The sequence below is a fragment of the Bradyrhizobium sp. SZCCT0231 genome, assembly GCF_018130245.1.
Taxonomy (GTDB): domain Bacteria; phylum Pseudomonadota; class Alphaproteobacteria; order Rhizobiales; family Xanthobacteraceae; genus Bradyrhizobium; species Bradyrhizobium japonicum_F.
The window spans coordinates 129,044-154,763 of record NZ_JAFCKP010000009.1 but is presented as its reverse complement, the minus strand read 5'-3'; the positions used below and the strand labels follow the sequence as shown (position 1 = coordinate 154,763).

The 25,720-nt window shown below is 64.4% G+C and carries 21 protein-coding genes; 6 read left to right on the top strand and 15 right to left on the bottom strand.

Annotated elements, in window-relative coordinates:
* Position 1 precedes the first annotated feature (1 nt).
* Positions 2-2,596 (bottom strand): M10 family metallopeptidase C-terminal domain-containing protein, encoded by a 2,595-nt coding sequence (locus JQ566_RS21690; RefSeq protein WP_212375325.1) that lies wholly within the window; start codon positions 2,594-2,596, stop codon positions 2-4.
* 183 nt (positions 2,597-2,779) lie between these two features.
* Between JQ566_RS21690 and JQ566_RS21685 the strand changes: the two genes are divergently transcribed.
* Both JQ566_RS21685 and JQ566_RS21680 read left to right on the top strand, forming a co-directional pair.
* Positions 2,780-3,115, top strand: a complete 336-nt coding sequence (locus JQ566_RS21685) for a hypothetical protein (RefSeq protein ID WP_249139681.1) — start codon at positions 2,780-2,782, stop codon at positions 3,113-3,115.
* Between the two features lie 119 nt (positions 3,116-3,234).
* Positions 3,235-4,428, top strand: coding sequence for a CaiB/BaiF CoA transferase family protein (locus JQ566_RS21680; protein WP_212375323.1), 1,194 nt, complete (start codon positions 3,235-3,237; stop codon positions 4,426-4,428).
* A 168-nt stretch (positions 4,429-4,596) separates the two neighbouring features.
* Here JQ566_RS21680 and JQ566_RS21675 read toward each other — a convergent pair whose 3' ends face one another.
* The 7 genes from JQ566_RS21675 to JQ566_RS21645 form a co-directional block, all read right to left on the bottom strand.
* Positions 4,597-5,385, bottom strand: a complete 789-nt coding sequence (locus JQ566_RS21675) for an outer membrane protein (RefSeq protein WP_349643344.1) — start codon at positions 5,383-5,385, stop codon at positions 4,597-4,599.
* Between the two features lie 235 nt (positions 5,386-5,620).
* Positions 5,621-7,147 (bottom strand): tripartite tricarboxylate transporter permease, encoded by a 1,527-nt coding sequence (locus JQ566_RS21670; RefSeq protein WP_212375321.1) that lies wholly within the window; start codon positions 7,145-7,147, stop codon positions 5,621-5,623.
* Between the two features lie 13 nt (positions 7,148-7,160).
* On the bottom strand, positions 7,161-7,703 hold the full coding sequence (locus JQ566_RS21665; RefSeq protein ID WP_212375319.1) for a tripartite tricarboxylate transporter TctB family protein: 543 nt from the start codon (positions 7,701-7,703) through the stop codon (positions 7,161-7,163).
* Between the two features lie 74 nt (positions 7,704-7,777).
* Positions 7,778-8,752, bottom strand: coding sequence for a Bug family tripartite tricarboxylate transporter substrate binding protein (locus tag JQ566_RS21660; RefSeq protein ID WP_349643343.1), 975 nt, complete (start codon positions 8,750-8,752; stop codon positions 7,778-7,780).
* A 155-nt stretch (positions 8,753-8,907) separates the two neighbouring features.
* Positions 8,908-9,705: an enoyl-CoA hydratase/isomerase family protein gene (locus tag JQ566_RS21655; protein WP_212375315.1), complete on the bottom strand. Its 798-nt coding sequence runs from the start codon at positions 9,703-9,705 to the stop codon at positions 8,908-8,910.
* 24 nt (positions 9,706-9,729) lie between these two features.
* Positions 9,730-10,929, bottom strand: a complete 1,200-nt coding sequence (locus tag JQ566_RS21650) for a pyridoxal-phosphate-dependent aminotransferase family protein (RefSeq protein ID WP_212375313.1) — start codon at positions 10,927-10,929, stop codon at positions 9,730-9,732.
* Between the two features lie 140 nt (positions 10,930-11,069).
* Complete coding sequence (locus tag JQ566_RS21645) at positions 11,070-12,272, bottom strand: pyridoxal-phosphate-dependent aminotransferase family protein (protein WP_212375312.1); 1,203 nt, start codon at positions 12,270-12,272, stop codon at positions 11,070-11,072.
* Between the two features lie 133 nt (positions 12,273-12,405).
* Between JQ566_RS21645 and JQ566_RS21640 the strand changes: the two genes are divergently transcribed.
* From JQ566_RS21640 to JQ566_RS21630, 3 genes are all read left to right on the top strand, one after another.
* Positions 12,406-13,155, top strand: coding sequence for a GntR family transcriptional regulator (locus tag JQ566_RS21640; RefSeq protein ID WP_212375310.1), 750 nt, complete (start codon positions 12,406-12,408; stop codon positions 13,153-13,155).
* A gap of 103 nt (positions 13,156-13,258) precedes the next feature.
* A complete protein-coding gene (locus JQ566_RS21635) occupies positions 13,259-16,234 on the top strand; it encodes an FAD-binding and (Fe-S)-binding domain-containing protein (protein WP_212375308.1) in 2,976 nt (991 codons plus the stop codon).
* Positions 16,227-16,655 carry a GlcG/HbpS family heme-binding protein gene (locus JQ566_RS21630; protein ID WP_212375306.1) on the top strand — a complete coding sequence of 143 codons (429 nt, stop codon included), beginning with the start codon at positions 16,227-16,229 and terminating at the stop codon, positions 16,653-16,655. Before JQ566_RS21635 ends, JQ566_RS21630 begins: the two co-directional genes overlap by 8 nt.
* A 169-nt stretch (positions 16,656-16,824) precedes the next feature.
* Here JQ566_RS21630 and JQ566_RS21625 read toward each other — a convergent pair whose 3' ends face one another.
* From JQ566_RS21625 to JQ566_RS21600, 6 genes are all read right to left on the bottom strand, one after another.
* Positions 16,825-17,607: an enoyl-CoA hydratase/isomerase family protein gene (locus JQ566_RS21625; RefSeq protein WP_212375304.1), complete on the bottom strand. Its 783-nt coding sequence runs from the start codon at positions 17,605-17,607 to the stop codon at positions 16,825-16,827.
* Positions 17,608-17,736: 129 nt separating this feature from the next.
* Complete coding sequence (locus tag JQ566_RS21620; RefSeq protein WP_212375302.1) at positions 17,737-19,827, bottom strand: molybdopterin oxidoreductase family protein; 2,091 nt, start codon at positions 19,825-19,827, stop codon at positions 17,737-17,739.
* Between the two features lie 163 nt (positions 19,828-19,990).
* The gene (locus JQ566_RS21615; RefSeq protein ID WP_212375300.1) at positions 19,991-20,797 is read right to left on the bottom strand and encodes an SDR family NAD(P)-dependent oxidoreductase; all 807 of its coding nucleotides are present in this window, start codon (positions 20,795-20,797) and stop codon (positions 19,991-19,993) included.
* Positions 20,798-20,819: 22 nt separating this feature from the next.
* Positions 20,820-22,112: a TRAP transporter large permease gene (locus JQ566_RS21610; protein WP_212375298.1), complete on the bottom strand. Its 1,293-nt coding sequence runs from the start codon at positions 22,110-22,112 to the stop codon at positions 20,820-20,822.
* Positions 22,103-22,654, bottom strand: a complete 552-nt coding sequence (locus JQ566_RS21605; protein ID WP_212375296.1) for a TRAP transporter small permease — start codon at positions 22,652-22,654, stop codon at positions 22,103-22,105. The genes JQ566_RS21610 and JQ566_RS21605 overlap by 10 nt, the downstream gene beginning before the upstream one ends.
* A gap of 65 nt (positions 22,655-22,719) precedes the next feature.
* Positions 22,720-23,691 carry a TRAP transporter substrate-binding protein gene (locus JQ566_RS21600; RefSeq protein WP_212375294.1) on the bottom strand — a complete coding sequence of 324 codons (972 nt, stop codon included), beginning with the start codon at positions 23,689-23,691 and terminating at the stop codon, positions 22,720-22,722.
* 295 nt (positions 23,692-23,986) lie between these two features.
* Between JQ566_RS21600 and JQ566_RS21595 the strand changes: the two genes are divergently transcribed.
* Entirely contained in the window at positions 23,987-24,763 is a 777-nt protein-coding gene (locus JQ566_RS21595; protein ID WP_212375293.1) for a cyclase family protein, read from the top strand.
* Between the two features lie 10 nt (positions 24,764-24,773).
* Here JQ566_RS21595 and JQ566_RS21590 read toward each other — a convergent pair whose 3' ends face one another.
* A complete protein-coding gene (locus tag JQ566_RS21590) occupies positions 24,774-25,502 on the bottom strand; it encodes a Crp/Fnr family transcriptional regulator (RefSeq protein ID WP_212375291.1) in 729 nt (242 codons plus the stop codon).
* Positions 25,503-25,720 lie beyond the last annotated feature (218 nt).

Here is a 25,720-nt window from a genome sequence, read left to right as displayed (position 1 = left end):
ATCAGCGCAGCAGAAAGCCGTGATCCTGCAGGTTGTGCAGAAAATCGGTCAGAAAGTCGACGACCGCCGTGTCGTGGCTCCCCGGCACCGGAGCGATCGTCCCCTGCCCTGATGCCATCTGCAGATCGGCTGGCGCGGGCATCGTGTCCGGCGGCTCAGACGAACTGGACCCGAATCCGGCGCTACCAAAATTGAAGTCGAAGCTATCGAGCGGGACGGTCGCGAACGGCGCAGCACCGACGGTGCCATCGCCATTGAGATCCTGCTGGAGCGTCGGCTCCAGTGCTTTCAGGGTCGGATCGCTCCCCAGGACTTCGGGAGCCGCGGCCAGTGTCGTCACGAAGTTGCCGGTGCTGTCCGTGCTCCAGACCGAGTAATGTGCGTTCGCCGAATTCTTCCAGACGACGTCGTAGCCGCCGCCGGACACCTGCTCGGCCGCAATGACGGACCACGTGGTGTAGTTGGCCGTGTTCACCACATTGCCTTGGTATTTCAGCGTAGGTCCGGTGCCGGTCGAGATATTGTCCAGATAATAATTGCCGCCGGACACCACCACACTGGTCGATCCGAACGCCTCGATCGTGACGGGGCTGGCGATCGGCACCCCGATCGTGCCATCGCCATTGAGATCCTGCTGGAGCGTCGGCTCCAGTGCTTTCAGGGTCGGATCGCTCCCCAGGACTTCGGGAGCCGCGGCCAGCGTCGTTACGAAGTTGCCGGTGCTGTCCGTGCTCCAGACCGAGTAATGTCCGTTCGACGAATCCTTCCAGACCACGTCGTAGCCGCCACCGGACACCTGCTCGGCCGCAATGACGGACCACGTGGTGTAGTTGGCCGTGTTCACCACACTGCCTTGGTATTGTAGCGCAGGTCCGATGCCGGTCGAGATGTTGGTCAGATAATAGTTGCCGCCGGACACCACCACGCTGGTCGATCCGAACGCTTCGATCGTGACAAGGCTGCCCGCGGGTATACCAATCGCACCATCGCCATTGAGATCCTGCTGGAGCGTCGGCTCCAGTGCTTTCAGGGTCGGATCGCTCCCCAGGACTTCGGGAGCCGCGACCAGCGTCGTCACGAAGTTGCCGGTGCTGTCCGTGCTCCAGACCGAGTAATGTCCGTTCGACGAATCCTTCCAGACCACGTCGTAGCCGCCACCGGACACCTGCTCGGCCGCAATGACCGACCACGTGGTGTAATTGGCCGTGTTCACCGCACTGCCTGCATATTTCAGCGTTGGGCCGGTGCCGGTCGAGATGTTGTTCAGATAGTAGTTGCCGCCGGACTGGAACACGCTGGTCGATCCCAACGCCTCGATCGTTCTCGAAACGAGGCTGGAGCTGGCCACCGTGCCATCCCCAAATTGGAAGTACTCGACGCCGGCGACGGTATCGGTGCCGTCAGGTGAACCGCTGCGCTGATCGACCAACGTAAACGTCTGCGTCGCCGCATTGTATGAAATCGCGTAATTGGCTTGGCTGCTCGAATAGACTGCCGTATCCGTGCCTGAGCCGCCATCGATGGTGTCGTTGCCCGCACCGCCGGTGATCGTATCGTTGCCGCCGGCGCCGTTCAGCGTGTTGGCGATGGCGTTGCCGATGATCGTGTCGTTGCCGGACCCGCCGGTGGCGTTGTCGATGTAGGAGCGCGCGTCGCCATTATAGAGATAGGCGTTGTAGACGTTGCCCGATGCGTAGTGGCCCTCACCGAGATAGGCCAGCTGCACGGAGGAGAACACCGATGAAGCACCGGGATTGAGGTTGATGCTCAGGTTCGTCGTGTAGTTCGACAGATCGTAGGTATCGACGCCGCCGCCATCCCAGATGGTCTCGTAGATGCGATTGGCCGAGCCGCCGACGCCACCGCCCGGTGCGAGCTGCCCGACGCCGTTGATGAACTCCTGCCCCGTGATCGGATTCCAGGTGTAGACGGTGTTACTGCTCTGGGTCGTGTAGTCCGCGCCGTACATCGTCTGGAGCGCGAGGATATCGTTGGCCATGTAGGTCTGCGAATATCCGTACGCTTCGTTGGTGTAGCCGTCCGTGGTCGAAGCGCCGACATAGCTGCGATAGCTCATGACGGTGTATTCGCTGTCGTCATGCGCGCTCGGCACGGCGACGTTGGCGGGGCCGCCGGTCTCCTGGCTGTGCTTGAGGCCGAGCGCGTGGCCGAGCTCGTGCAGCGCGGTGGTGAAGTAATAATTGCCGAGCTTGGCCAGCGAGAAGTTGTACTTGGTGCCGAACCAGATGTCGCCGCCGGGCGCGTAGTTCCAGGGATAGTAGGCATAGGCGGTCGGATTGGCCGCAGGCGACTGCGCGACCATGATGTCGGCGCCGTTCGTGCCCGCATATTGGATGTCGGCGTTGGTGTAGCCGACGATCAATCCGATCGCGTAGTTGATCGCCGTCTGTATCTGCGTGGGCGCCGAGGCAAAGCCCGAAGTGGTCGGCTCGCTGCTGCCGCCGTAATAGGGATTGGAATAATCGCCGGGTGCGTCGGGAAAACTGTAGGTGATCGCACCGGACCATTTGTAGCCCGACAGCAGCCCGTCGATCTCGGCGTTGTTGGTGGCACTGACAATGACGGCGGTGGCCAATGGACTCTCCGGAGCTGCCCATCGCGCGATTCGGGGCGAAGGCACGTGATTCTAGCTTCAGAGGTAAACGTTTGGCTTAAATTTGGCGACGGTGCCTGGCACTCTTCCCTAATATCCTGTTAGCCATCACACTCCGTAGTCATACCGAGCCCTGGAGACGGGGCGCGGCTCCACCTGCTTGAGATGATCTCCAAAGGGGAACTCATGAAACCTGGTTCCTTTGCGGCCGCTATGATCGGCGTCCTCGCGGTGGTCTCGGGGCCGGATCGTCTATCCATCGGAGAACAGCCAGTCATGGTCGGGAAAGCCAGAGCGGACGACGGCGACAAGGACGGCGGCGAGGCGGGACGCGCGTCCTCCATGCCAATGGCTCGCGATCCTGCCGTTGCGGTGGCAGAGGAATACGAAGCCGCGCGGCGGCAAGGAACGCGGCAGGCATTCGAGCTCTTCATTGCGCGCCACGGCGATGATCCACTGGCCGAGCAGGCGCGCGCGGAATTGAAGCGCCTGTCGCGCTGATCTCTCGGGCACCGCGTCAGGCATGGCATTTCGGCAGGCGGCATCGGCGCCGGGCCGGGCTTGTCGCGTGATCTTTCGGCACTATGGTAGGCCCGCAATCTGTCCCGGAGCCTTTCACGATGCCCTTTCCGCATGCCTCGGAAGCCCTGTCGCGCTTCACCGTGCTCGATCTGACCCGTGTCCGCTCCGGGCCGACCTGCGTGCGGCAGCTCGCGGACTGGGGCGCCAACGTCGTCAAGATCGACGCGCTGACCGAGGATGCCGGCGGCGAGCAGCCGGGTGGGCCGCGGCGCGGTTCCGACTTCCAGAATTTGCACCGCAACAAGCGGGCGATGACGCTGAACCTGAAGGACGAGCGCGGGCTCGCCGTGTTCAAGCGCCTCGCCGCCAAGGCCGACGTCGTGGTCGAGAATTTCCGGCCCGACGTGAAGAAGAAGCTCGGCATCGACTATGACAGCCTCGCCGCGATCAACCCGCGCATCGTCTATGGCAGCATCTCCGGCTTCGGCCAGGACGGCCCCTACCACAAGCGGCCGGGCTTCGATCAGATCGCGCAAGGCATGGGCGGGCTGATGTCGATCACCGGGGCGCCGGGCGAAGGACCGATGCGGGTCGGCATTCCCGTCGCCGACCTCACGGCGGGTCTGTTCTGCGCCATGGGCATCCTCACCGCGCTGCTCGAGCGCGAGGTCTCGGGCAAGGGCCAGTGGGTGCAGACCTCGCTGCTGCAGGCCCAGATCTTCATGCTCGACTTCCAGGCCGCGCGCTGGCTGATGGAGAAGGAGGTCGCCAAGCAGGCCGGCAACAACCATCCGACCAGCATTCCGACCGGCGTGTTCAAGACCTCCGACGGCTACATCAACATCGCCACCACGGGCGGACGGATCTGGGAGCGCTGCGCCCAGGCGATCGGCGCACCGGAGCTCTATGCCCATCCCGACTATGCGACCGCCCCTGCCCGCTCCAGGAACCGCGATGCGCTCAACGCCGAGATCGAGAAGCGCACCGTGACGAAGTCGACCGAGACCTGGGTCCGCGAGCTGAACGAGGCCGGCGTGCCCTGCGGGCCGATCTATGCGATCGACCAGATGTTCGAGGACGCGCAGGTCAAGCATCTCGGCATCGCGCAGGACGTGCCGAACGACGAGGACCGCCACATCCGCCTGGTCGGCCAGCCCGTGACGCTGTCGCGCACGCCGAGCAAGATGGTGGCGCGGCCGCCGGAATTCGGCGAGCAGACCGACGAGGTGCTGAAGGAGTTCGGCTTCGGCGCCGACGAGATTGCGGGGCTCAGGGACGCCAAGGTGGTGTGACCTACAGCATGATCCGGAAAAGTGCGAACCGGTTTTCCGAAAAGATCATGCGTAAACGACAACCCAAAGCGCGATGACGATTCATCCAAATCTCATCGCGCTTCAGGCCGGAAACGACAATGCCCGGCAGGATTGCCGGGCATTGAAGGCAGTTTGTGCTGGGACAGCTCAGTATTTCGCGACCACGGGCGTCGGAGTGAACGCATAGTTGAAGCCGGCGCGCAGCACGTGATCGTGGAAGCTCACGTCCGCCTGGTTGGCGGTTCCCGCGAAGTAGGTCTTGCTGCCGAAATCCATGTAGAGATATTCGAGCTTGGCCGACCAATTGCGGGTGAACTTGCGTTCGACGCCCGCGCCCACCGTCCAGCCAACCCGGGTATCGGTGCTGGTTGCGCCCGGCCCGATCGGAAAGCTGAAACCGCCGAGCGGGGTCGTGCCGCCGAGGCCCGGTCCGAAGACCTGGATTCCAATGGTGGTCGCGGACGAATATTTGAACTCGCCTACGGCGAGACCACCGGTCGCGTACCAAAGAGTCTGCGGATCCGAGAGGATACCGACGCGCCCGCGGAAGGTCGCGAACCACTGCAGGTCGTAGGAAAGATTTGCGGTGAGCGTCGCAATGGAGTTGAAGTCGGTGCCGATTGGGAGACCGACGATATTCGAACCGTAGCGCGCGGTGGTCGTTGTCACCGTGCGCGACGACCGCTCGCCGGTGGCCTGAATGTCGCCCTCGAGGCCGACGACCCATTTCGGATCGACCTGCCAATTGTAGCCCAGCTGTCCGCCGGCCAGCCAACCGTCGACATTCTGGCCGAACGAGCTGAATTGTATGGCCGGGAACGGCAGTGCGATCCGCGCCACGGTCGTCTCCGCCCTCCCCCAGCTGTACCCGGCGTTCAATCCGGCATAGAAGCCCGTCCAACTCCAGACCGGATCGACGACGGCCGGGGCCTTCACGTAGGGTTTCGATGCCAGATCAGCGGCCAGTGCGCTGCTCGCGACCAGCTATGCCGCCACAATTCCCATCACAACCTGTTTCATTGCAATGCCCCGTGAAAAGGAAAGAAATCTACGGGAAGCATAAGCGCCAAGCCCAGCCCAGGCTGTCGCGCAACAGCAACATCTGGAAACAATCACAGGGCGTCAGCGACCGGACTGTGACGACACATTAAAACCAAGGCACTGATAGAATTCAACTTTTCGTTGCGTCGCCGTTTTGCCCCGCCGCCTTCCTGCCGATACGGCCGAGCAGGCCGTCGATCACGGGCCAGAACAGCAGCACGATGGCCAGTGTCGTGATCGAGCCGACCAAGCCGTTCGACCAGAACACCTTCAAGGTGCCGCCCGAGCCGATCATCGACAGGCGAAAGGCATCCTCGGCACGGTTGCCGAGCACGAGCGCGAGGGTGAACGGCGCCAGCGGAATGCCGATCTTCTTGAAGACGTAGCCGACGACGCCGAAGCCGAGCATCAGCCAGATATCGAACATCGCGTTCTGGATCGCGTAGGCGCCGATCGCGCAGGACACCACGATCATCGGCGCCACCGCGGCAAACGGCACGCGCAGGATCGAGGCGAAGATCGGCACCGTCGTCAGCACCAGCACGAGGCCGACGACGTTGCCGAGATACATCGAGGCGATCAGGCCCCAGACGAAGTCCTTGTGCTCGACGAACAGCAGCGGCCCCGGATTGAGCCCCCACACCATCAGGCCGCCGAGCAGGATCGCCGCGGTGCCCGAGCCGGGAATGCCGAGCGCCAGCATCGGCAGCAGCGCCGAGGTGCCGGAGGCGTGCGCCGCCGTCTCCGGCGCGAACACGCCCTCGATGCGGCCCTTGCCGAAACTTCCGGGCTCCTTGGCGAAGCGTTTTGCCAGATTGTAGCCCATGAAGGACGCCGCGATCGCGCCGCCCGGGGTGATGCCAAGCCAGCAGCCGATGAAGGAGGAGCGCAGCAGCGTCACCCAGTATTTCGGCAGGTCCTTCCAGACGCCGAGCACGACGCGCAGCGAGATGCCCGCCGCGTGTCCGCGCAGCGCCAGCCGTTCCTCCATCGTCAGCAGGATCTCGCTGATGCCGAACAGGCCGATGACGGCGACCAGGAAGTTGATGCCGCGGAGCAGCTCCGGCGAGCCGAAGGTCATGCGCAGATTGCCAGACACCGTGTCCATGCCGATGCCGGCGAGCAGCAGGCCCAGCGACATCGAGATGACCGTCTTGTGCTTGGCTTCGCGCCCGAGGCCGACAAAGGAGCAGAAGGTCAAGAGATAGACCGCGAAGAACTCGGGCGGGCCGAACTTCAGCGCGAAGGACGAGATCATCGGCGCAAGAAAGGTGATCAGCAGCACCGCGACCAGCGAGCCGATGAAGGAGGAGGTGAACGCCGCAGTCAGCGCCTCCGCCGCCCTGCCCTGCTGCGCCATCGGATAGCCGTCGAAGGTGGTCGCGACCGACCAGGCCTCGCCCGGGATGTTGAACAGGATCGAGGTGATGGCACCGCCGAACAGCGCGCCCCAATAGATGCAGGACAGCATCACGATCGCCGAGGTCGGGTCCATCGTGAAGGTGAGCGGCAACAGGATCGCAACGCCATTGGGACCGCCGAGCCCGGGCAGCACGCCGACGAAGATGCCGAGCACCAGCCCGACCATCATCAGCACGAGCGTCTTCCACGTCAGCAGGACGGCAAAGCCGTGGAGCAGGAGACCGAAAGCTTCCATCGCGCGGGCCCGCCTAGCGGCCGAGGGCCGCTTCGAGCGGCCCTTTCGGCATGATGACGTCGAAGGCGATGTCGAAGGTGACGAACATGATCGCCGTGAACACGAAAGCGGTGAGCAGCGACTTCCACAGCGCGATCCTGCCGACGAGGCGCATGAAGCCCGCGATCAGGAGGAAGCTCGCGACATAGAGGCCGAGGACCTGCGTCACCAGGCAGAACAGCAGCGTCGGCACGAACACCGCCATCACGCGGCGGCCTTGCGCGCGCGTGACGAAGGTCTCGCGCGAGGAGCGACGCGCAAGCAGCGCCACGATCAGGCCGTAGAGGCTGCCGCCGCCGAGGATGACGGAAAGATAAAACGGGAAATAGCCGGGCTCGGGCCCGGTCGCATCCCAGGACGCGCCGGTGCGCCAATTGTCGTAGCCGAGCGTGATGGCGAGCGCGAGCAGCAGGAGGCAAACGACGATCTCGATCGTGCCGGAAGAGACGACGGAGGGCGAGTCGTCTTCGGGCGCGGTGGGATCCTCGACGACGATTTCGATATCGGTTTGGGACATGCTCTGCTAGGGACGGAGTGCGGCCAATTCCCCCTCTCCCCGTAAGAACGGGGAGAGGGAGAAAAAAGGGACAGCTACTTCGCGACGAAACCGGCTTCCGTCATCAGCGACTTGTTCAGCGCATCGTCCTCCTCGAGGAATTGCACCATGTCCTTGCCGGTGAGGAAGATCGGCTTCAGCGCCTGCTTCTCCATGTAGTCCTTGTATTCCGCGGTCTGCGTCACCTTGTGGAACAGATCGGCATAGAACGCCTGCTGCTCAGCCGTGACCTTGCCGGGCAGGAACATCGCGCGCAACATCCGATACTGCACGTCGACGCCCTCCTCCTTGCAGGTCGGGATGTCGGCCCAGGACTGGGTGTCCGTCACCTTGCCGGTGTAGGAGATGCGCTCCTTGTCGAAGACGCAGAGCGGACGCACCTGGCCGGCGCGCCAGACTTCGAGATTTTCGGATGGGTTGTTGACGTTAGCTTCGGTGTGGTTGCCGACCAGCTGGGTCGCGGCCTCGCCGCCGGACTTGTAGGGCAGATAGGAGAATTTCGCGCCGGTCTTCTGCTCGAGGAACACCGTGAGCACGTGGTCCTCGCGCTTGGAGCCGGTGCCGCCCATCTTGAACGGCGAGCTCGCGGCCTTCGCGGCCACGACGAATTCCTTCACCGTCTTGGGGCCTGCGCTGTTGTCCCAGAGCACGAACTGGTCGAGCGCGACCACAGAGACCGGCGTCAGCTCACGCCAGTTGAACGGGATCTTTGCCGACAGCGGCAGCATGTAGATCAGCGAATAGGCGATCAGCACCTTGTTCGGGTCGCCCTCGCTGGATTTCATGTACATCAGCGCTTCCGCGCCCGAGGCACCGCCCTTGAGCGAGACGACCATCGGCTGCTTCATCAGATTGTTCTTCTGGATCGCGGCCTGCATCATCCGCGCCATCTGATCGGAGGCGCCACCCGCGCCCGCCGCCACCACGATCTCGACGGGTTTTGCCGGTTCCCAGCCGGCGAAGGCCGGCGTGCTCAACAACAGCGCCGTCGCAGCGCCGAGGGCTTTCACTGGAATTCGCACGAGTTTCGTCCCCTGATGTTTTTTTGAGTTGTAGTGCGGAAGAATTCTATCCCTGCATAGTGCGGACTAAAGCTGACGAGTGCAAGCAGCCCGGCAAATCGGCGCCTATGACTTTCGACTGACGACGCCGATTGCGCATGAGTTTACTTGCCCTTCCAGACGGGCGCCCGTTTGTTGAGGAAGGCATCCATGCCCTCGCGGAAATCTTCGCTCATATAGGCTTTCAGGATCAGGTCCTCGCCCTCCTCGCGCGACAGCGTGCGGCGGATGCGGCGCACCGCCTCCTTGGTCGCTTCCAGCGTCAGCGGCGCGTGGCTGGCGACGAGCTTCGCGGTCTCGTCGGCGCGGCGCTGCAGCGTCTCGACGTCGGGCACGATCTCGTTGAGCAGGCCGAGGGCGAGCGCCTCCTGCGCCTCGACGAGGCGCGCCTTGAAGATCATATCCTTGGTGCGGGCGGGACCGACCAGCGCGACGACGCGGCTGATATTCGACATCGACAGGCAGTTGCCGAGCGTGCGCGCGATCGGAAAGCCCATCCGCGTCGTCTCGGTGCCGATGCGGAGATCGCAGCAGGCCGCAATGCCGGCACCGCCGCCGGTGCAGGCCCCGGCGATGGCCGCGATCACCGGCACGCGGCACTGCTCGAGCGTGCCGAGCACGCGGTCGATCCGTGCCTCGTAGTCGAGCGCGTCCTGCGCGGTCTTGAAGGCGCGAAATTGCGAGATGTCGGTGCCGGAGGCGAACGCCTTGTCGCCGGCGCCGGTCAGGATCAGCGCCTTGATCGAGCGGTCGGCGTTGATCTCCTGGCAGATCTCCGCCATGCGGTCATACATGGCGAAGGTCATGGCGTTGCGCGCCTGCGGGCGGTTGAAGGTGATCCGCGCGATGCCGTCCGTGACGGAGTAGAGCAGGTCTTCGCTAGTAGTCGTCGGTGCGTTCATCGCGCGCTCACTTTCTAAGTTAGTTCAAGCCACCTGAGCCTTGGTCATCGGCACCACGTCGCGTCCCTTGAGGACGTCCATGGCCGCCAATACGCCGCCGCTCCGGTGCGGGATCTTTGCAAGATCAAGACCCATCTCGACGCCGGCGAGCGTGCCCATCAGCATCAGATCGTTGAAATGGCCGATATGGCCGATGCGGAACACTTTGCCCTTGACCTTGTTCAGGCCGGTGCCGAGCGACATGTCGAAGTTTTCCAGCACCACCTTGCGGAAGGCGTCGGCATCAAAGCCCTCGGGCACGCGCACGCCGGTCAGCGCCGGCGAATGCGCGGCGGGATCGGCACACTGCGTCTCCAGGCCCCAGACCTTGACCGCCGCCCGCGTCGCCGCGCTGTGGCGCTTGTGGCGGGACCAGACGTTCTCCAGCCCCTCCTCCTCCAGCATCTTGACCGCTTCGCGCAGGCCGTAGAGCAGGTTGGTCGCGGGCGTGTAGGGGAAGGTGCCGAGCTTGTTGAAGCTGATGACCTCCTGCCAGTCCCAGTAGGAGCGCATGCCCGGATTGGCCTTGGCGACCGCGAGCGCCTTCTCCGAGACGGCGTTGAAGCCGAGACCCGGCGGCAGCATCAGGCCCTTCTGTGAGCCTGCGACCGAGACGTCGATGCCCCAGGCGTCGTGCTCATATTCCATCGAGCCGAGGCCGGAGATGGTGTCGACCATCAGCAGCGCCGGATGCTTCGTGCGGTCGAGGATCTTGCGCACTTCGAGCGGCGGCGTCACGCAGCCGGTCGAGGTCTCGTTGTGGACGACGCAGACCGCCTTGATGGCGTGCTGCTTGTCGGCGGCAAGGCGCTTCTCGATCTCGGCGAGATCGGCGCCATGGCGCCAGTCGCTCGGGATGAAGTCGACGTCGAGCTTGAACTTGTCGGCGATGCCGCGCCAGAGCACGGCGAACTGGCCGGTTTCGCACATCAAGACCTTGTCGCCGGGCGCAAACACATTGACCATCGCCGCTTCCCAGGCGCCGGTGCCGGACGAGGGGAAGATGATCACGGGCTGCTTGGTGCGGAACACGCGCTGCATCGCAGCGAGGACGGCAAAACCGAGCTCGGCGAACTCCGGACCGCGATGGTCCAGCGTCGGCATGTCCATCGCCCGCAGCACCCGATCGGGCACGTTGGTCGGTCCTGGAATCTGTAAGAAATGCCTTCCAGTATGCACGGTCATCGGCGTCCTTCCCGGTCTAGCCTTGGTTTTGGTGGGCGCCGAATAGCACCATTTGGCCGGCTTGTCCTCTCCTCCAAAAGGGGCCGTCCGCGCAAAACGGCCGGCCTGCCCCCCTCCACCGCCGCGCGTCGCGACCACCCTTACGTGCCGACGATCTTCAGATGCGGCGAGGCATTGCCCTGCGGGCGTTGCTCCAGGAGCTTCATCGCGACGTCGACACCGCCGGAGCGATGCGGCACGCCGGCGACCGACAGGCCCATCTCGACGCCGGTGAGCGCGCCGAGCAAAGTGAGCGCATTGCATTCGCCGAGATGGCCGATGCGGAAGACTTTTCCGGCGACCTTCGACAGGCCCGAGCCGAGCGACATGTTGTAATTGTCGAGCACCACTTTCCGGAACTGATCGGCATCATGCCCCGGCGGCATCAGCACCGCGGTGAGCACCGGCGAGAACTCCGAGGGCTCCTGGCAGAGCACTTCGAGACCCCAATGGTTGACGGCGGCCCGCGTCGCGGCCGCCAGGCGCTGATGCCGCGCAAAAACATTGTCGAGCCCCTCTTCGAGCAGCATCGCGATCGCCTCGCGCAGGCCGTAGAGCAGATTGGTCGCGGGCGTATAGGGGAAGAAGCCCTTGGCATTGGGCTTGAGCATCTCCTCCCAGTCGAAATAGGAGCGCGGCATCTTGTTGGTCTTGGAGACCGCCAGCGCCTTCTCCGAGATCGCGTTGAAGCCGAGGCCGGGCGGCAGCATGAAACCCTTCTGCGAGCAGCTGACGCTGACGTCGACTTTCCACTCGTCGTGGCGGTAGTCGACCGAGCCGAGCGAGGAGATGGTGTCGACCATCAGAAGCGCGGGGTGGCCCGTGCGGTCGATCGCGGCGCGGATCTCCGCGATGCGGCTGGTCGCGCCGGTCGAGGTCTCGTTGTGCACGACCATCACCGCCTTGATCGCGCGCGCGGTATCCTCAGCGAGCTTCGCCTCGATCACCGCCGGATCGGCGCCGCGGCGCCAGTCGCCCGGGACGAAATCGACCTCGACGCCGAAGCGCCCCGCCATCTGCCGCCACATGGTGGCGAAATGGCCGGTCTCGACCATCAGCACCTTGTCGCCCGGCGACAGCGTGTTGACGATCGCAGCTTCCCAGGCGCCGGTCCCCGATGAAGGGAAGATCACCACCGGCCCCGTGGTCTGGAAGATCTTCTGGCTGCCCTCGAGCACGGCGCGGCCGAGCTCGCCGAATTCGGCGCTGCGGTGATCAATGACAGGCATATCCATCGCGCGCAGGACGCGCTCGGGGACCGGGCTCGGGCCCGGAATCTGAAGGAAATGGCGTCCCTGATGCATGAAAACCTCCCTGTCGGCGGGTTACGGCCGGCTCCGTCGGCTATTTTGCATTCATTTTTTGTCCATTCAATCGAAATCTGGTATTCGATTGTGGATGTCGACGCGACCAAAGGGCCAAACTACTGTACTCCAAATGAAAGCCACGATTCCCGACACCGGGGCTCCGATCACCCCGCCAACCGGCAATGGCGGCGACCGCCAGGAAAACCGTCACGAGGCCTCGCTACATGGCGAGATCCTGCTGCGGCTGCGCGACTACGTGGTTGAGGGCAACATTCCCGAGGGCGGGCGCGTTCCCGAGCGGCAGCTCTGCGAGATGCTCGGCATCTCCCGCACGCCCTTACGCGAGGCGTTGAAGGTGCTCGCCGCCGAGGGGCTGATCGAGCTCTTGCCCAACCGCGGCGCGCGGGTGCGTCAGCTCGGCCAACGCGACCTGGAAGAGCTGTTCGACGTCATGGCCGGACTGGAAAGCCTGGCCGGCCGCCTCGCCTGCGAGGCCATTACGGACGCGGAGATCACCGCGATCGAGCAGCTGCATTACGAGATGTACGGCCATTATCTGCATCGCGACATGCACGGCTATTTCCAGACCAATCAGCGCATCCACGAGAGCATCGTCGCGGCCGCGCGCAACGAGACGCTGAAGACCGCCTACGCCAACTTTGCCGGCCGCATTCGCCGCGTCCGCTACTCCGCCAATTTCGCCCGCAAACGGCAGCGCTGGGCGGAAGCCATGCGCGAGCATGAGGCCATCCTCGATGCACTGCGCCGCCGCGCCGCAAGCGAGCTCAGCGACATCCTGTTCCAGCACCTGCGCAACAAGCGGACGGCGGCGATCGAGCACCTGACCGAGCCCCGAGAGGATGCGCCGGCCTCGCCCTGAGGGCGTCCGGCTTGCTCATTTTGCATTCACAATATAATCGGTCAGGAACCATAATGAATAACTCAGCAAGGCTGAACCTTACTGTGTCAGTCCGGGATCAGGGATGACAAACGCCTCCTCGCTCGAACGGCGCCTGCGGTCGGAATTGACCGGCGACGTCCTGTTCGACCCCTTCAGCCGTGGCCGCTACGCCACCGACGCCTCGTTCTACCAGATCATGCCGGCCGGCGTGGTGGTCCCGAAGACCATGGACGAGGCCTTGAGGGCGCTGGCGATTGCCCGCGACGAGGGGGTGAAGGTCACCCCGCGCGGCGGCGGCACCTCGCAATGCGGCCAGACCGTCAATGACGGCCTCGTGGTCGATCTCTCCAAGCACCTGAGCCGGATCCTCTCGCTCGATGTCGAAGGCCGCACCTGCGTGGTCGAGCCCGGCATCGTGCTCGACGACCTCAACCGGCAGCTGAAGAAGCACGGCCTGTGGTTTCCGGTCGACGTCTCCACGGCCTCCCGCGCCACCATCGGCGGCATGGCCGGCAACAATTCCTGCGGCGGCCGCAGCCTGCGCTACGGCACCATGCGCGACAATACGCTGTCGATGGAGGCATCGCTCGCCGACGGCACGCTGAGCCGCTTCGGCGAGGTGTCGCGCGACCTCTCCGACGCCGAGGTGAGCGACAGCACCCGCGCCCTGTTCCGCGACATGCTCGATCTCGGCACCCGCGAGGCCGACGAGATTGCGGCGCGCTTCCCCAAGGTGCAGCGCCGCGTCGGCGGCTACAATCTCGATGCGCTGGTGCCGCGCAACGCGCCGAACAACATGGCGCATCTCTTGGTCGGCTCGGAAGGCACCCTCGCCTTCACCACCAAGGTCGAGCTGAAGCTGTGGCCCGTGATCCGCAACAAGGCGCTCGGCGTCTGCCATTTCGGCAGCTTCTACGAGGCGATGGATGCGGCCCAGCACCTGGTCAAGCTCAAGCCGATCGCGGTCGAGCTGGTCGACCGCACCATGATCGCGCTCGGCCGCGACATCGCGATGTTCCGCCCCATCATCTCCGCCGCGATCAAGGGCGATCCGGATGCCGTGCTGGTGGTCGAGTTCGCCGAAGAAGATCAGGCCGACAATCTCGTCCGTCTCAAGCAGCTCACCGAGCTGATGGGCGATCTCGGCTTCGGCTGGAATAACGACACGCGCAAATGGGGCGGCGTGGTGGAGATCACCGAGCCGGCGCTGCAGAGCGGCATCGCCGATTTCCGCGCCGCCGGCCTCAACGTCATGATGTCGATGAAGCAGGAGGGCAAGCCGGTCTCCTTCGTCGAGGACTGCGCCGTGCCGCTGCCGCATCTGGCCGACTACACCGCGCGGCTGAACGAAGTGTTCGCCAAGCACGGCACCAGCGGCACGATGTACGCGCATGCCTCGGAGGGCTGCCTGCATGTGCGCCCAGTGCTGAACCTGAAGCTGGAGAAGGACGTCAAGGCGATGCGGGCCATCGCCGAAGAGGCGTTCGCGCTGGTGCGCGAGTACAAGGGCTCGCATTCCGGCGAGCACGGCGACGGCCTGGTGCGCTCCGAATTCCACGAAACTATGTTCGGCGAGCGCCTCGTCGCCGACTTCAGGGAGGTGAAGCAGCGCTTCGACCCCGACGGCGTCCTCAATCCCGGCAAGATCGTCGATGCGCCGAAGATGGACGACCGCTCGCTGTTCCGCTTCAAGCCGGAATATCGCGTCGCGGAGCTCAAGACAAAATTCGACTGGTCGGCTTATCCCGGCGCCGGCGGCGGTTTCCAGGGCGCGGTCGAGATGTGCAACAACAACGGCGCCTGCCGCAAGCTCGAGGGCGGCGTGATGTGCCCGTCCTATCGCGCGACGCGCAATGAGAAGGACGTCACGCGAGGGCGTGCGAACACCTTGCGGCTCGCGATCTCCGGCCAGCTCGGCGCCAATGCACTCGCCTCCGACGAGATGATGGAGACCCTCAAGCTCTGCGTCTCCTGCAAGGCCTGCCGCCACGAATGCCCTGTTGGGGTCGACATGGCCAAGATGAAGATCGAGGTGCTCGCCGCGCGCGCTGCCAGCCACGGCCTGACGCTGCGCGACCGCCTGGTCGGGTACCTGCCGCGCTATGCCGGCCTCGCCTCGCGCTTCGCGCCAATCGCGAATTTGCGCAACCGCAGTCCGCTGTTGCGAAAACTGTTCGAGCGCGTTGCCGGCATCAGCGCGCGCCGGGCGCTCCCCGCCTTCCGCAGCGATGTGTTCGTGCCGCCAGCCGACAGCATGGGACCTGCGGACGGTCGCGAGGTCGTGCTGTTCACTGATACTTTTAATCGCATCTATGAGCGCGAGAACCTCGACGCTGCGCTCCGCGTGCTCGCGGCCGGAGGCTATCGCGTCCATCTGCCGAAGCCCGTGAGCGGCGGCCGTCCGCTGTGCTGTGGCCGCACGTTCCTGTCCGCAGGTCTCGTCGACGAAGCGAAATCCGAGCTGGACCGGCTCGTGGCCGCCTTCGCGCCCTTCGCCGCGCGCGGTGTGCCGATCGTCGGCCTCGAGCCGAGCTGCCTCCTGACACTGCGCGACGAGCTGGCTTCGCTGCGCAAGGACAAGGACGCCAAGGCCGTCGGCGCACATGCGCTGACCTTCGAGGAGTTTCTGGTGCGTGAAGCCGAGGCGGGCCGGCTGCAACTGCCGCTCGGCAACGTCACTGAGAAGGTCGTGGTGCACGGCCATTGCCATCAAAAATCCTTCGGCGCCTTCAAGCCGGTCGAGCAGGTGCTGCGCCTCGTCCCCGGCCTGAAGGTCGAGACCATCGAGTCCAGCTGCTGCGGCATGGCCGGCGCCTTCGGCTATGGCGCGGACACATATGATGCCTCGATCGAGATGGCCGAGCTGTCGCTGCTGCCGGCTGTGCGGCGCGCGGATCCAAATACACTTGTCGTCGCCGACGGCACCTCATGCCGGCACCAGATTCATGACGGCGCACAACGCGAGGCGCTTCACGTCGCGCGCGTGCTGGCGATGAGCCTCGATCGCGCCACCCATTCAAACGCCACTCCCGCCACCAAGGAACCAAGCCATGGCTGAATTGACCCTCGACATCGCCCGCAAGATCCTCGACGCCGCCTTCGCAAAATCCACCGAGCTGAAGCTGAAGCCGCTGGTCGTGACCATTCTCGATGCCCGCGGAGTGCTCAAGCTCGCGGCCGCGCAAGACGGCACCAGCCTGATGCGCGCCGAGATCGCGCACGGCAAGGCCTATGGCGCGCTCGCCATGGGCATGGGCTCACGCGCCCTGTTCCAACGCGCGCAGGAGCAGGCCTATTTCATCGACGCCGTGAACACGATCGCCAAGGGCGCGCTGGTCCCGGTCCCCGGCGGCGTGCTGATCATGGACGGCAGCACCCTGCTCGGCGCCGTTGGCGTCTCCGGCGACACATCCGACAATGACGAGGCCTGCGCGGTCGCGGGCATCCAGGCGGCGGGGCTGAAGGCGAATGCGGGGTAAGGTGCCGTAGGGTGGGTTAGCACTGCGGACGCGCGAAGCGCGGCCCGCAGGGCGTAACCCACCTCTTCTACTTCCGTGGAAACAGACGTGGTGGGTTACGCCAAGGGACTGCGCTTCGCGCAGCCCGGGGCTAACCCACCCTACGAACTAAGAGCAGTCGCCGCCCCCCTCACCGTCCCGTCCAGACCGGCTTCCGCTTCTCGCTGAACGCCTTCAGCCCTTCCTTGGCGTCCTCGGTCATCGCGAGCAGCGCGATCTGGCTTTCGGTGTAGGCGATGCTCTCGTCGAACGACATCGACGCGATCGCGCGCATGGCGTATTTGCCGCGGCGGATCGCGGTCGGGGATTTGTCGACGATGCGGCCGATCAGCCAGTCGACCTTGGTGTCGAGCTCAGCGGTGGGCACGACGTAATTCAGGAGGCCCGCGGCCTGAGCGGCCCTGGCGTCGAACGGCTCACCGGTGAGCGCCCATTCGTTGACGAGACGGGGCGGCGCAATTCTCTGCAGCAGGCTCAGCACCTGCATAGGGAACACGCCCACCTTCACCTCCGGCAGGCCGAAGACGACGTGGTCGGCGGCAACCGCCATGTCGGTCATGCACAAAAGGCCCATGCCGCCGGCCATGCAGACGCCATTGAGGCGCGCAATCGCCGGCTTGGTCGCGTTCTGCGACAGGCGCAGCAGATCGGCATAGTCGACATTCGGCTTGGAATGATCCATCGCGAACGCCGCGCCGGAGTTCTGCAGGTCCGCGCCCGCGCAGAACGCCTTGTCGCCCGCGCCCGTCAGCACGATGACGCGGACGTCCTTGTCGTCATGCGCGTCGCGATAGCCGCGTGTGATGCCGGCGATCACGTCGCCGTTCAGCGCGTTGCGCTTCTCCGGCCGGTTGATGGTGATCCAGAACGCCTGTCCGCGCTTCTCGGTGATGACAGCTGTGATATCGGTCATGGCACGCTCGCTTCCTTAGCTCCCGTTTGCCGCCATTTGCGGCAGCTCGGGCGAGAGGTGCAAGCGCAAACTGCGGCGCGGCGCGGCTTTAGCGTCTCGACACAACATGCAGGACGATCAGCGTGCGCTTCAACCTGCGATCGCTTTCCTGATCCAGACCTTGTTGTCGTGGAACGCGGCGCCGCCGATCGGGGCGATGGTGTCCGCACCCGTCAGCGTGTTGATGCCGCGGCCGCCGATATGGCCCTTGTTCGGGTGAACGGATTCGGCGATCAGCACGCCGCGCCGCACGCCCTCGAACAGCGTTGCGACCAGTGTGGTCTCGCCGCGGCCGTTGCCGAGCGTCACGGCGTCGCCATCGGCGATGCCGAGCGCGGCCGCGTCCAGGGGATGGATCATCACGCTGGCCCTGCCCTCGCGCGCCTGCGAGGACGGCGTCTCGTTAAAGGTGGTGTTGAGGAAGCTGCGCGACGGGCTGGTGGCGAGCCGGAACGGATGGGCCAGGTCGGCGTGCTCGATCACCGCCCAATGGTCCGGCAGATCAGGCATCTTGTCGAAATCGCCCATCGTCACGCCGAACGGCGGGTGCGCCCAATCGGCCCGGAAGTGGAACTTCTTGTCGGCATGGGCAAAGCCGTCGAGATAATGCGAGGTGCGGAAATCCGGCTGCAGATCGCGCCAGATGTCGGCTTCGAGGCCGGCGATGTCGCCGTGGTTGCTGAGCTTCAGCGTCGCATCGATCAATTCGCGCGGCGTCATCTCGAAGCCCGGATGCCTGGCGCCGAGCCGCGGCGCCAGCGCTTGCAACACCTCGTGGTTGGAGCGGCATTCGCCGGGCGGGTCGATCAGCTTGGGCCCGACCGAGATGTGCTGATGGCCGCCGCCGTAATAGAGGTCGTCATGCTCCATGAACATGGTCGCCGGCAGCACGATGTCGGCCATTTGCGCCGTCTCGGTCATGAACTGCTCATGCACGGCGACGAACAGATCCTCGCGCGCAAAGCCCTGGCGCACCAGCGCCTGCTCCGGCGCGACCGTCATCGGGTTGGTGTTCTGGATCAGCATCGCCTTGACCGGGCCCTTGCCCTGCAGAGCTTCGGCATCGCCGGTGAGGATGCGTCCGATCTGCGACTGGTCGAGCGCGCGCGTCGACTTGTCGATGGCGTCCTGGCCCTCGATGATGGATTCATTGAAGTGCCACAGCGCGTAATTGTTGAAGAAGGCGCCGCCGCCTTCATGCTGCCAGGCGCCGGTCACCGCAGGAATGCAATTTGCCGCGTGCATCTGCGTGGCGCCATTACGACTGCGCGTAAAGCCGTAGCCAAAGCGGAAGAAGGAGCGCTTGGTCTCACCAACCGCTTTCGCAAAGGCTTCTATTTCCGCCACCGGCACGCCTGAGATCGCGGACGCCCATTCCGGGGTGCGTGTCTTCAGATGCGCTTCCAGTTCGGCCGGGCAGTCCGTGTACTCGTCCATGTAGGCGCGGTCGGCATAGCCGTCGCGGAACAGGACATGCATGACGCCGCAGGCGAAGGCGCCGTCGGTGCCGGGGCGCAGGATGATCTTGATGTCAGCCTGCTTCATGGTCTCATTGTCGTAGATATCGACCGCGGCGATCTTCGCGCCGCGCTCCTTGCGGGCACGAGAGGCGTGCGTCATCACGTTGACCTGGGTGTTGACGGGGTTGGTGCCCCAGATCACGACGAGATCGGACAGCGCCATCTCGCGCGGATCGACGCCGGCGATCTTGCCGGTGCCGATCGCGAAACCGATGCGCGCGACGTTGGCGCAGATGGTTTGATAGAACCGCGAATATTTCTTCACATGGGTGAGACGGTTGAGGCCGTCGCGCATCACGAGCCCCATGGTGCCCGCGTAGTAATAGGGCCAGACCGATTCCGCGCCGAACTCGCGCTCGGCCTGATTGAAGCGCACCGCGATCTCGTCCAGCGCCTCGTCCCACGAGATACGCGCGAACTGCCCGGAGCCCTTCGCACCCGTTCGGCGCATCGGATACATCAGCCGTTCGGGATGATGGATGCGCTCGGCGTAGCGGGCGACCTTGGCGCAGACGACGCCGGCCGTGTAGGTCTGCTTCTTCGAGCCGCGGACGCGGCCGATGCTGCGGCCCTCGACCACCTCGACGTCAAGGGCACAGGCCGAGGGGCAATCATGCGGACAGGTCGAATGGCGGATTTCGATCTTGGCGTGCTGGTTCATGTCCTCGTTCGTAACACCAAAATACCTGTCAGCCGAGGGCATTTATCCGGCAAGGGCCCATGCGATTTGCTAAAAGCGCACGCGCCGCAGGTTCCTGCTGCGACCGCGAAGGAGGCCCGGCAGCTGGCCGTTACGTGCAGGTGCAATCCGAGCTACGCCTGCGCTATTTGTGCAACTGGGTGAGACCGGTCGGCGGGCCGTCGACGGCCGTCCAGCCCCCATCGACGAAAAGCGTGCTGCCGCTGACATAGCTTGCCGCATCCGAGGCGAGATAGGCCACGGCGGTGGCGACCTCGTCGGCGCTGCTCCAGCGATTGAACACGGTGTGGCCGGCATAGAGATTGTAGATGTCGGGGCGCTGCTTGAACGGGCCGGTCAGCGCGGTCTCGGCGATGCTGGGCGCGATCGCGTTGACGCGCACGCCGGCATGGCCGACCTCGGAGGCAAAGCCCTTCACCAAGAGGCCAATCGCCGCCTTGGTCGATCCGTAGATGCCGAGGCCCGGCTCGATGGTCACCGCGCGCACCGAGGAGCAGGCGATGATGCTGCCGCCCTTCTGCGCGACCATGATGCGGCCGAAGGCCTGGAAGAACCAGACCGTGCCCTTGACATTGAGGTTGAGGACGCGGTCGAGATCCTCCTCGGTGTAGTCGAGGATGGTCTTGCGGATGTTGAGCCCGGGCGTGGTCACCGCGATGTCGAGCCGCGGAAATTTCTGCATGACGGTTTTGGCGAGCGCATTGACGTCCGCAGCGCTTGCGGCGTCGCAGCTCGCTGCTTCCGCCCAGCCGCCCTTGTCGCGAATGCCGGCGGCGGTCGCTTCCGCCGCATCTAACGCGCGATCGGCGCAGACGACGCGGGCGCCGAGATCCGCAAGCGCCTCGGCCGACGACTTGCCGATGCCGGATGCGGCGCCGAGAACGACTGCGGTCTTGCCGGTGAGATCGAAGAGCTTGCGATAGTCCGTCACTGATAGTGTCTCCCTGGTGCTGCTATCCCTTGTAGCCCATCAAGAGGCGCGGCAGCCACAGCGAGAATGCAGGGACGTAGGTCACGAACATCAGTGCTGCGATCAGCGCAGCATAAAACGGCAGGATGGTGCGCATCACCGCACCGACCGAGATGCCGCCGATGGCGCAGCCCACGAACTGCGTCGTTCCGACCGGCGGCGTGTTCAGCCCGAGGGCGCAGTTGATCAGCATCAGCATGCCGAACTGCACCGGATCCATGCCCGCCGTCATCGCGATCGGCAGGAAGATCGGGGTGCAGATCAGGATGGTCGCCGCCATGTCCATGAACGTGCCGAGCACGAACAGGATGATGTTGATGAGCAGGAAGATCATCCAGGGTTGCGTCGAGACCTTGTTCATGAGGTCGCCAGCGAAGTCGGCGACTTCGTAAAGCCCCATCAGGTACTGGAACATGGTGGAGACGCCGATCAGCAGCAGCACCACGCCCGTCGTCTTCACCGCCTTGGCCGCGGCCCGCAGGAAGTTCTGCAAGGTCATGGTGCGGTAGATGAAGAAAGTCAGCAGGATCGTGTAGGTGACGGCGACGGCCGCCGATTCAGTCGCCGTGAAGACGCCGGAGAGGATGCCCGCCAGGATGATGCCGACGATCAGAAGACCCGGCAACGCGGCCGCGAGCGAGCGGAACACCTCGGCCCAGCCCGGAAACTTGCCGGCCGGATAGCCGCGTTTCACCGCGACCGCATAGGCGGCGACCAGCATGCACACCATCAGCACCAGCGCCGGCAGGAGACCGGCGGCGATCAGCGCGCCGATCGAGACCTTGCCGCCGGCAGCCAGCGCATAGATGATCATGTTGTGGCTGGTCGGCATCAAGGCTCCGACCAGCGAGGCATGGGTGGTGACGTTGACGGCATAGTCGGTGTCGAAACCTTCCTTCTTCATCATCGGGATCATCACCGCGCCCATCGCCGACACGTCGGCCACGGGCGAGCCCGAGACGCCGCCGAACAGCGTGCAGGCGACCACGTTCGACATGCCGAGACCGCCGCGGATGTGTCCGACGAGGTTCTTGGCGAGCTGCACGATCTTGTCGGCGACGCCGCCATGCAGCATCAGCTCACCGCTGAAGACGAAGAACGGAATGGCGAGGAAGGAGAAGATGTTCATCCCCGACATCATCTGCTGGAAGATGACTGCGACCGGCAGTCCTTCGTAGAGGATGGTGCAGATCGCCGACAGGCCGATCGCGAAGGCGACCGGCACGCCGAGGATCAGAAAGCCGAAGAAGGTGGCGCCGAGGATGATCAGTTCCATGAGGGGACGACCTCTTCGCCGCGCACGAGAGCAATGATGTGCTCGACGGAAAACGAGACGATCAGGATGCCGGAGGCGATCAGCGGCACATAGCGGATGACCTCGGGAAGGCCGAGGTTGGGGATCTTCACGGTGCCGACCGATGCCCCGAGGATCCAGCCGTTATAGGCCATGGCGATGCCGAACACGGCCACCAGAATGTGGATCGCGATCTCGATCTTCTCCCGCAAATGATCGGGAAGCATGACCAGCAGACTGTCCATGCCGATGTGCCCGGCATCGCGCACGCCGACGGCGGCACCGATCAGCGTGACATAGAGGATGAGGACCAGCGCCAGGTTCTCCGTCCAGGTCGGGCTGGAGTTGAGCACGTAGCGTCCGAACACCTGGTAGAAAACGATGGCGACGATGACGAGCAGGCCGGTCACCGACAGGTACATGCCAAGGCGAGCGACGGGAGCATTGATCCGCGACAGCAGGCCGGTGGACGGGCGTGTCGCTACGGGCCCCTGCTCGTGGCTTGCGACGTGTGGGTCTGTCATCCCGCGCCTCCTTGCCAGGGCCGGTGTCACCTCGCAGCGACGCCGGACCCAGTCCCCGCCGTGTCTTACTTCGTGTCCTGGATGCGCTTGACGAGGCTCTGCAGCTTCTCGTCGCCGGCGAACTTCTGGTACACCGGCTTCATCGCATCGACGAATTCCGCCTTGTTGGCGATCGTGACGACCTGAACGCCGGCGGCCTCGACGGTCTTGCGGGCGGCCTGCTCACGCTCGTCCCAGAGCTTGCGCATGACGGGCACCGATTCCTTGGCCGCCTTGCGGACCATCGCCTGGTCCTCCTTGCTCAGCGTGTCCCAGACCTTCTTCGAGATCACGAGAACTTCGGGCGCGAGGGAGTGCTCGGTGATGTTGTAGAACTTGGCGGCCTCGAAGTGACGCGAGGATTCGTACGACGGCCAGTTGTTCTCGGCAGCGTCCACGAGGCCGGTCTTGAGCGCAGTATAGACCTCGCCATAGGGCATCGGCGTCGGGTTGGCCCCGAGGCTCTGGATCATGCCGACCCACAGGTCGGACTGCTGGACGCGGATCTTCAGGCCTTTGAGGTCGGCGAGCGACTTGACCGGTGCCTTGACGGTGTAGATCGATCGTGCGCCGCTGTCGTAATAGGCAAGGCCGACCAGGCCTGCGGGTTCCATGGCTGCCAGGATCTCATCGCCGATCGGCCCGTCGAGGACGGTGCGCATGTGCTGCGTATCCCGGAAGACGAAGGGCAGGCACAACGCGATGGTCTCCGGCACGAAATTGTTCAGCGGCGATGCGTTGATCCGCATCATGTCGAGCGCGCCGATCTTGAGCTGCTCGATCGTGTCCTTCTCCGAGCCCAGGGCGCCATTCGGAAACACCTTCACGCCGAGCTTGCCGCCGCTCGCCGCAGCGAGTTGCTTGCCCATGAACTTGACCGCCTCGACGGTCGGATAATCGGCGGGGTGAACGTCGGCTGAGCGGAAATCGCGTGCGGTCGCCAGGGGCGCTGAGACCGCCAGTGCAACGGCTGCGATGATACCGGTGAGCATCTTCATCTGGGCTTTCCTCCTGGTCGATTGGATTGATTATATCGTTGTCGGGCCGGCTGCAGGCCGCCTTGGGTCGCTCCACTCCAGGTGTGAAGTCAAGCGCCAATGTCGTCCCTAGGGCGGGCGGCATTCTCTGTCCAAGCCAAATCCGGCATCGATCGATGCAAGAGTTGCATCGATCGAACTGGCGCAATTCATGGGGAGGGCGGACCGGGTTGACGTCGCCGGCACGTGACTTGACGCTTCCGATGGCGGCCCCTCAAGATGGCTAGAAACTCCGGATCATCTCGAGGGAATGCCCATGCCGCGGAAGCTGGTCGATATCTCGGTCCCGCTCAGAAACGACGTGACCGCCGATCCGCCGGGCAATCACCCGACGATCCAGCATATCGATCACCAGCAGGGCCTGCCGCGCATGCTGCAGTTCTTCGACGGCCTCAGGGCGGAAGACCTTCCGGACGGCCAGGGCTGGGCGGTCGAGCAGGTCTCACTATCCACCCACAATGGCACCCATCTCGATGCGCCCTGGCACTTCCATCCGACCATGAACCGCGGCGAGCGGTCATGGACCATCGACGAGGTACCGCTGGAATGGTGCTTCCAGCCCGGCGTGAAGCTCGACTTCCGGCATCTGCCCGACGGCTACGTGGCGAGTGCCGAGGATGTCGAGAACGAGCTGAAGCGCATCGGACACACGCTGTCGCCGCTGGAGATCGTCGTCGTCAACACCAGCGCCGGCGCAAGATTCGGCAAGGCCGACTACGTCAATTCCGGCTGCGGCATGGGCTATGAAGCCACCATGTACCTGCTCGAACGCGGCGTGCGGCTGACCGGCACCGATGGCTGGAGCTGGGATGCGCCGTTCGTCTACACCGCGAAGAAATATGCCGAAACGAAAAATGCCGGCCTGATCTGGGAGGGCCATAAAGCAGGACGGCACATCGGCTATTGCCATCTCGAGAAGCTGCACAATCTCGACCAGCTGCCTTCGACCGGATTCACGATCTCGTGCTTCCCGGTGAAGATCGAGCGCGCCTCCGCGGGCTGGACCCGCGCGGTCGCCATCATCGACAAGTAGGTCAGGAGCGTCACTCGCCGTCGAGGCCGCTCTCGGCGAGCTCGCGCAGCGCGTCGATATCCAGCACGACGATGGCGCCGTGCTCGAGACGGACCCAGTTACGGCCGGCCCAGGCACGCAATTGCTTGTTGATGCTCTCGCGCGTCATTCCGACCATCTCGCTGATCTCCTGCTGCGTGATGGCGAGCGTGCCGCTGCCGGAATCGAGCTTGCGCTCTTCGGTGAGACCGAGCAGCGCACTGGCAAGCCGGCCCGGCAGATTCTGCAGGATCACCTGCTCGACCTGCTGACTGGTCCAGCGCAGACGCGCGCACAGCAGCTCGATGAATTTCATCGCCAGCGCCGGCTGGCTCTTCACGAAGGGCAGGAAGTCCCGGCGATCGATGACGTAGAGCTCGCAATTGGTGTTGGCGGTCGCATCCGCCGACCTGGGAGCGCCGTCGAGCACCGCGATCTCGCCGAAAATTTCTCCCGGACCGATCAGATTGAGGATGGCGTTCCGTCCATCGGGCGACGAAGAGGAAATCTTCACTGTCCCCGCGATCACCGCGAACAGATTGTTGCCGGGATCGCCCTTGGCGGCGATCGTTGCGCCGCGCTTGACCGTGGTGTGCTTGGCGTAGCGGCAGAGCTGATCGAGCGCCTCCGGCTCCAGATCCGCGAAGATCGGGTGCTTGCGCAGGACCGATAGTTTGTTGCCCGCCGACTGTCGGGGGTCGCCGGTCTTGTCCTGAGGCACGCCGCGGGGCTCCTAAGACTACGAGGCACTGGGTTCCTGCGTAGTCAACGTTATCAGGCTTTTCAACCGTAAAGCACGCGCGCGATTTGAGGCAAATGCCACGAAAAGGCCGGTAATGTCGGAAGTTCGCATCCGAAGGATGCGCCGATGCGTCTCCGTTGATGCAGAGTTGCGGGTAGCGCAAACCGCGATTGCGTTGAGGCGCTGCCGAGGACCAG